The organism is Mongoliibacter sp. (genome assembly GCF_007692705.1).
Taxonomy (GTDB): domain Bacteria; phylum Bacteroidota; class Bacteroidia; order Cytophagales; family Cyclobacteriaceae; genus Mongoliibacter.
Genome location: NZ_REBN01000200.1, coordinates 1 through 7,707, shown reverse-complemented (window position 1 = coordinate 7,707; position 7,707 = coordinate 1). Strand labels below are relative to the sequence as shown.

Here is a 7,707-nt window from a genome sequence, read left to right as displayed (position 1 = left end):
CGGGTGAAGCTTCATCTCCTACTTCTTCAGGCGGCATCATGCCTTATATTATTGCGGGAACGGGTCAAGGAAGTGAAGGAGGCAACAGAACCTGCGCAGATGTAGCATCAGCATTCAACATGACTTTTGGTGTTACTTTAGAAAAAAGAGATTATCCTTTTGGTCCTAATAATAATAGATTTGGGCCATTCGTCGTCACAGTGACGGACAACAAAACTATTTCATGGGTTTTCGATCCTACTAATGATGATGGAGATGTATGCCTAGAGAATGTAGCTTTCATCGTAAAAGGCTCAAACGATGCTAATGTATATGTTTACGCCGGTGGATTAGAAAGTGACAGCGGGCTGGCTTCTCCTATTAATGCGTCTGGCGGTTCGGCAGATTTAAGCAATCTAACTATTTGCTACACTGTTACCACTAGGCCTGATGCACCGACTGTAGAGTTTGACTCGGTCGAGGAATGCTATGAAGAAGGTGAAACAGAATCCCTAGACGCAAATGATTATATCACCTCAACTGATCCAGTGAAATGGTTTACTACTGAAGACGGATACGAGGAAGCAAACCCTATAGTTACAGTTCTTGACACTTCCGTAACCCTTTGGGCTGAGGCCTATAACGGTAACTGCGTGAGCAGCAGCAGAACTCCAATCACTCTTCTTCTTGAAGATTGTGATGACACCAGCACAGAAGAAGATCCATGCACTGATTGGTTTGGAGAAACTGCATGGGCTGACGGATCTCAATATGCCAACATAGCTAACTGGTTTACATATACACCATACAACGGAGAGGCTAATACTGTTACACTATATGCAGGCCAAACATTGAAGGCAGGAGAAGTTAGTCTTTCAGCTTCCGCAGGTGGTAAGGTAACAATAACCATCACCCTAGAAGAAGGCTGGAGATTCTCCAATGTCAGCGATAACGTGAAAATCCAAGGTTATTCTGGAACACCTCAGTGGAATAAACCAAGATTAGGACAATTTGCTAACAAGCGATCAGTTCCACAGTCAGAAAATACAGTGACTCTTGAAGTAAATACTGCTCAATTCTATGGCATCCATGTGGACGTTGAGGAAGAAAGAGAAGTAGAATGTGAAGTGGATTGATGTTAATCTTAAAAATCAAAAAAGGCCGCTCCAAAAAGCGGTCTTTTTTTATTAATTCATCCTAAATAGCATCAGACTTTAGGTTTTTTCATTTGAGATTCTACCCAAAGCCAATAAAAATTTCAACTTTTTTTAAAAATTCTTTTTGAAGGAATTATAATATTTATTGTTGATTAAAATCAACAATGGGTATTAGAAAACAAAATTCAATATTTACACCTTTAAATTCATAATAAATAAAAAAGTCAGAATTTCTATTGAAATAATATTTTTTGCATTTCATATACAAGTAATTGTTTTTTGATATATGTTTGTGGTGTTATTAGTCAACAATAACAGTCAACCCCATCAAATTAAAATCTTATGAAAATCAACACATCAGCCAAATGGTCTACCACATTGTGGGCATTGGCACTCCTAGTATTCGTATCCAGCTGCAGCCAATTTGACAGCGACGAATTTTCTAACTTAGAAACAAACGAAGCCGCTCAAATCCAAAACGGCTTCAATATGTCGGCTGTTCAGCCAGGTGTTACTTCCTTTATATGGGAAGTATTGAGAGGTCCTGCTAATGGAGGAAACTTAAGCTGTTCTGACCTTGGTGATTTCGAACGCTCCACAGGAAGAAACAATATCGAAGACGGAGCATTTGTAAACCCTTGGCCTTCCGAACTTGAAGTAAGTTTGGTAGATGGCAAGTTTGTCACATGGAATTTTGTTGGAACCATCCCTTCTGGTTACTGTCTTGAAATGTCAGTTATCGTAAAAGGTGGTGCAAACCACAATGTTTTTACATATGAAGCAGGCATTACGTCTGGTTCTGGAATTGCAGCTCCTGAAGTTGGGGGTAAAAACAAAAATACTCCTGATGTTTCCAATTTGACATTCTGCTGGAATTTTGTTCCATGCGAAGACGATGACACCGATTTGGACGAGGAATGTGAAGGCAAAGAGCAAACCGCTTATGCAGGTGTAGCTGGAGCAGGAAGTGCTTGGTGGTTCTATATTGATACTGAATCAGATAAAACTGAATTCCCAATCTATGCAGGTCAGAAATTGACTGACGGAACCGTAACTGTTGTCAATGACAAAATCACAATAAACCTTGGAAGCTGGTCTCTACAAGATGATGACGAGGCTGTAAAAGTACTTGGATACAACACACTACCTGCTTCAAGACCTGCAAGCGGTGGTGGGCCTGGTTCACCTAGAATTTATGCAGGAACAGAACTTGAAATCAACGGAAACGGCTCAAGATACTATGTAGTTCACTTGGATGCCTTTGGCTGTGTATTTCTGGAAAATGAGGATTAATAATTGAATATCATATAAAACAAAAAAGGGGCACCCACCGGGCGTCCCTTTTTTTGCATTCAACCTTAACCAAAACCTACTCTCAATCAGCTCTATGAGCGATGGGGTCAGGGGTATTGTCCTTATCATTTTTGATATGCCCATCTGCTCTGATATTTCCAAGTAATCTCAACCCTGCCACATGTGGCGCAGCCATTGAAGTCCCGTTTTTATTTGCATACCCACCTTTCAATACAGTAGATCTGATACCTACACCAGGTGCTGCCCAATCAATTGGAGGATTCCCGTAATTGGAAGAATTGGCCATCACGTCTCTGCTATCCATGGAAGAAACTGTTTGGATAAATGGACCATTCGCTCTTGCAGGAGAATAATTATTGGCATCAGCTGCATTGTTGCCTGCAGAAGTCACAAACCAAATCCCTTTGTTGGAAGCATTGATAACGGCATTGTCAAATGTTGTATTGGCTGAAGCACCAATGCTTAAGTTGGCTACATCACCAGGTTTACCCACTGAGGCCACATAATCCACCCCTGCAATTGCCCAGGAAACCCTTCCTCTACCATCATCACCCATAATTTTCACAGGAACAACTGCTACTCCTGCAGCCACTCCAACTACACCAAAATGATTGTCAATGGCTCCAATAATGCCAGCCACGTGCGTACCATGGCTATGGAGATCGGATAAGGTAGTACTGATATCATCAGGAACAATCTTCCTACCCAACTGGACATTCACATTCAAATCAGGGTGATCCAATTCAATTCCAGTATCCAACACAAATGCAACATTATTACCTGCATATTTCTTAAAGCCGCCTACTCTCTGGATACCCCATGGAATTTCTTGAGTGGAAGGTCCTGAATAAGGCTCCTCCTCTTTCGATTCATCCTTAGGCTCTTCTTTTGGATCTTCATTCTTAGGCTCATCAGAGCCAGGGGATTCCGGCTCCTCCGGAGTTCCATTATTTGGGTCCTCAGGGTCAGATGGTGACGGCTCATCAGCCGGCTCTTCTGGTGCCGGCGCTGGTTCAGGCTCAGATGGCTCCTGATTTTTAGGACCACCACGGGTGCCGCCATTGCCTCCTCCATTACCATTACCCCTGTTGTGTGCAATGACTTCATCCTGATGTATATTCTTTACCCTAGGATCCCTTCTCATCATTTCAAGCTCTCTTTCACTCAACTTAACGGAAAAGCCATCTACTGCCGTACCGAATACATGCCTGAGATTTTCATCTCCGATCCTGTATTCAGCTAATAAGTCAATGGAAACTTCTCGCATAAATGATTGAGTTTCTTCATAAGAACCTCCTCTCCTGAAATTGATCGTAGTAGGCTGCAGCTCTATAATATATTCCCCAGGAATAAATTCTGCATTGTAAACACTTTCATTTTCAAATTCCGATTCTTGGACAAAGTCCAAATCTTGCTGACAGGAAATGGCTAAAATTGCCAAAATCCCCGCCAATAAACGTCCAACTTTCACTTTCATCATTCCTAAGGGCTTCATCTTTCCTCCTTTTTTTGTGGTTAATTTTTATTTGCTGTTTTTTCGACTTGTAAGCCAGATAAATGCACTTGATATTTGGGCATAAAAAAAGCCACCTTAACAGGTGGCTCTTAGCATTTGCTTTTCAGTGGATTTATCTTTTTCTGGCTTGACTTTTAACTTGACATATGGACACAACCAACCCAGACACTTTTGGTGATTAAGTTTGGTATTTGGTTGTAAATTGGGTGTAAGCATCAAGTCCATAAGCTGCTTTTATTCAGTTATTTCTAAACAAAATTGAAGTAATAATCCTTAAAAACCAAAAGTACGTGAATACTAAAATTGAATAGAAATAAATCAATGAAAAGGCAAAAAATTATAATTTATTTGTCAGTTTTTTATAAAAGTATTAAAAATAGCTACTATAGCATTGAACATTACCAACTCTAGAAGCAATATTTATTTTTGATTTTTTTCACAAAACATATTATTTATTTTGTAATTCGTTTTTTATAATATAAAATAAGGCCCTGATTCTTGATTGGATTAAACTGCAAATAGTTGCAAGATGAATGGCACTTTATAACCTCTTAACAAAAACCTTAAGCGATACCCTCCTGCCAAATATTTGAACAATTCAGATCTTAAACCTAAATCATGAAGATTATTATTCTGTTTTCTTAGACAAAAAAAATATTATATTTTTTTTGTCTAAGAAGCTTAGAAAATATTTCATGTTTATTATGATTTAATTATCATTAAAATCAATAACCAATTGATTATCCAAAAAAGGTATAAAATTTAGATTATTAATTTTCATACTCACTTTTTTACTATATAAATACATTATTTTGTTTTTCAAATTTTTATTCCTAAAATCAAATAACCAAAATATTTTAATCTTATGAAAAATGTCAACCTATTTTCGCTCCGAGCCATGGGAATGGTCTTGTTGAGCACATTTCTGCTTTTTTCCTGCAGTCAAATGGAAAGTTTTACGGATGGAGATTTAAATCTCTCTAAGGAGGAAGTCAATGAAGGTATCACTCTGGATGCACTTGAAAACGGACTCAATGGAATATTTTCTAGATCATTTGAATTTTCGACCGAATGTTTAAATGAAGAAGTAATTGTCACCTTTGATATTGGACAGGGCAGTATCAATTGTGGAAATGCTAGAATAGATATGAAAGGACCTTCTGATATTGATTGGGTAGCAAAAGTAGCTGAGGGTCAACCTGTGGACGGCGTATTGACTTATACCTTTACACCAACAGAAATTGGGGACTATCAATTTAGAGGTACTTTTAATAGAGAGCCGCTTGGAGGTGGGAATTTTTGTGGTGAAAATATAAATGGATTTACAAACACATTTACTTTAAATGTGATTGAATGCCTTGGTTGTGAAGATAACTTTATTGCAGAGTTGGATTGTACAAGTGAGGAGAAAACACTTACAGTCATATTTACTGCTGAAAATTCAGGAGATTATGTAATCCAAGGAGGCTTAACCGCTTCCACTGAAATAATATTTAGCGAGGCTACAGCTGATTTCACTTTAAATCCTAATCATCCATCAGCTGGAGGTCCTTCTAATGTTACCAGATGGGAAGGTTCTCTAGAGGAATGTGAAACCGTTACCATAACCCTTAAATATATAGGAGGTGCAGGAATTGGTTCTTGGTCTGCTAAATCAACAGTTGCTGGTGAAGAAGTAACTAATGGGATATCTGAAGCAATAGATTGTTAATATAAAAATTATTTAATTAAAAAGGCTTCCCATTTTTGGGAAGCCTTTTTAATTAAAGTTTTACTATATACTATTCTTTTTCTACCCTCTCAAACACCCTTCTAAAGCTACAAGCCTCAGCCAATCTGCCATGTAAATCAGCAATGGCTACCCTTTCCTGTTCGGTGCTATCCCTGTGCCTAATAGTCACAGTATTGTCTTCCAAAGTCTGATGATCTACCGCAATACAGAATGGCGTTCCAATCAAATCTTGCCTGGTGTACCTTTTTCCTATAGATGCCGCCTCTTCATAGATGATATTAAAATCATATTTCAAGGTATCAAACACCTCTTTGGCTTTTTCAGGCAAACCATCTTTTTTGGTCAATGGCAAAATTGCAGCTTTCACAGGGGCAATCGCAGGATGAAATTTCAAATATGTCCTTTGCTTACCTTCTACTTCTTCATCTACATAGGCATTACATAATGTCATCAAGAAAAGTCTGTCAGCACCTATGGAAGTTTCAATCACATATGGAATGTAATTCTGATTGATCTCTGGATCGAAATACTGCTGCTTTTTCTTTGAGAATTCTTGATGGCTCTTCAAGTCAAAATCAGTTCTTGAATGTATCCCTTCTACTTCTTTAAAACCAAATGGAAATTCAAATTCTATATCCATCGCCGCATTGGCATAATGGGCCAACTTTTCATGGTCATGTCTTCTAAGCTTCGCTTCAGGTATTCCCAAAGCTTTATGCCACTTCATTCTTGTTTCTGCCCATTGCTGATACCAGTCCAGTTCAGAACCAGGGCGCACAAAGAATTGCATTTCCATCTGTTCAAATTCACGCATCCTGAAAATAAACTGTCGGGCCACAATTTCATTTCTGAAGGCTTTCCCTATCTGGGCAATCCCGAAAGGAACCTTCATTCTCGCGGTTTTTTGCACATTCAGGAAGTTGACAAAAATACCTTGAGCAGTTTCCGGTCTAAGGTAAATGGTGGAGGAATCTTCCGCTACAGAACCGACTTGGGTAGAAAACATCAAATTGAACTGCCTTACTTCAGTCCAATTGGAAGTCCCCGAAATAGGACACTTGATATCCTCATTGATGATTAAGTCTCTGACTCCAGCCAGATCTTCTGCTTCCAGCAATCTCGCCATGGCATTGAGCAGCTCCTGTGCCCTATCCTTATCTCCTTCTTTTTCATAAACAGCGGCTTTATCTTCTATCAGAACATCTGCTCTATATCTTTTCTTGGAATCTTTATTGTCAATTAAAGGATCGTTGAAACTATCCACGTGGCCTGAAGCCTTCCAGGTGGTGGGGTGCATAAAAATCGAGGCATCAATACCTACTATATTATCGTTCAGACGGGTCATGGTTTCCCACCACAGCCTTTTCAGGTTATTTTTCAGCTCTACTCCATAAGCGCCGTAATCATACACTGCCTGTAAACCATCATATATCTCCGACGAAGGGTACACAAAGCCATACTCCTTGGCATGTGCAATTATATCTTTCAATTGTGCGTTTTCCGCAGTCTGTTCATTTTTTGCCATAGCCCGCAAAATTAAATAAAATGACTGAATAGCAAGGTGGAATTCCCGAAAACTAAAGGAGATATCCCGCTAAAGTGAATAACCATGTAAAAAAAATGCCTCAGCAACTTTCGAAACTGAGGCCTTTCAATATTATATAAAAGCTTATGCCCATATGGCTTTGCAACTGTAAAGCAGAAATTTCAATAGAAACTTAAGGTTTGCCCAAATACCCATCAATATCTAATATCAATGAATATCGGTAAGTTAAAAAATCTACTTTAATTTGGCTTATGGCAAGATAGTATATTGGTGCATATACCATTTTATCTAAAGGTATACTTTAGACCTATTCCTGCCCTGAAGAAGTTTCTCCTTTCATTGGGGAAAATTGGACTGGCTTCCATAAGAAAACCAAAATTCTTGGTTGCAAATGGCTTTACCAATACACCCAGCGGAACACCTAAATAAAAGCCGTTGTTCCCACCTTCTGTTCCAAGGTGAA

Annotated in this window: 5 protein-coding genes; 3 read left to right on the top strand and 2 right to left on the bottom strand. The window is 38.8% G+C overall.

What is annotated here, in order from left to right:
• Both EA341_RS13840 and EA341_RS13835 read left to right on the top strand, forming a co-directional pair.
• Positions 1–1,115 (top strand): hypothetical protein (locus EA341_RS13840; protein WP_293015605.1); only part of this gene is annotated, 1,115 nt, incomplete at its 5' end.
• A gap of 363 nt (positions 1,116–1,478) precedes the next feature.
• Positions 1,479–2,429 (top strand): hypothetical protein, encoded by a 951-nt coding sequence (locus EA341_RS13835; protein WP_293015603.1) that lies wholly within the window; start codon positions 1,479–1,481, stop codon positions 2,427–2,429.
• An 82-nt stretch (positions 2,430–2,511) separates the two neighbouring features.
• Here EA341_RS13835 and EA341_RS13830 read toward each other — a convergent pair whose 3' ends face one another.
• Positions 2,512–3,945, bottom strand: coding sequence for a S8 family serine peptidase (locus tag EA341_RS13830; protein ID WP_293015601.1), 1,434 nt, complete (start codon positions 3,943–3,945; stop codon positions 2,512–2,514).
• Between the two features lie 886 nt (positions 3,946–4,831).
• Between EA341_RS13830 and EA341_RS13825 the strand changes: the two genes are divergently transcribed.
• Positions 4,832–5,677, top strand: a complete 846-nt coding sequence (locus EA341_RS13825) for a hypothetical protein (RefSeq protein WP_293015600.1) — start codon at positions 4,832–4,834, stop codon at positions 5,675–5,677.
• 70 nt (positions 5,678–5,747) lie between these two features.
• On the opposite strand, the gene EA341_RS13820 is transcribed toward EA341_RS13825, so the two are convergent.
• The gene (locus EA341_RS13820; protein ID WP_293015599.1) at positions 5,748–7,223 is read right to left on the bottom strand and encodes a glycine--tRNA ligase; all 1,476 of its coding nucleotides are present in this window, start codon (positions 7,221–7,223) and stop codon (positions 5,748–5,750) included.
• Between the last annotated feature and the right edge of the window lie 484 nt (positions 7,224–7,707).

What these genes read in the sequence shown, in the direction of transcription:
- EA341_RS13825 (WP_293015600.1), top strand. Translation starts at nt 4,832, where the DNA reads ATGAAAAATGTCAACCTATTTTCGCTCCGAGCCATGGGAATGGTCTTG.
- EA341_RS13830 (WP_293015601.1), bottom strand. Translation starts at nt 3,945, where the DNA reads ATGAAGCCCTTAGGAATGATGAAAGTGAAAGTTGGACGTTTATTGGCG.
- EA341_RS13820 (WP_293015599.1), bottom strand. Translation starts at nt 7,223, where the DNA reads ATGGCAAAAAATGAACAGACTGCGGAAAACGCACAATTGAAAGATATA.
- EA341_RS13835 (WP_293015603.1), top strand. Translation starts at nt 1,479, where the DNA reads ATGAAAATCAACACATCAGCCAAATGGTCTACCACATTGTGGGCATTG.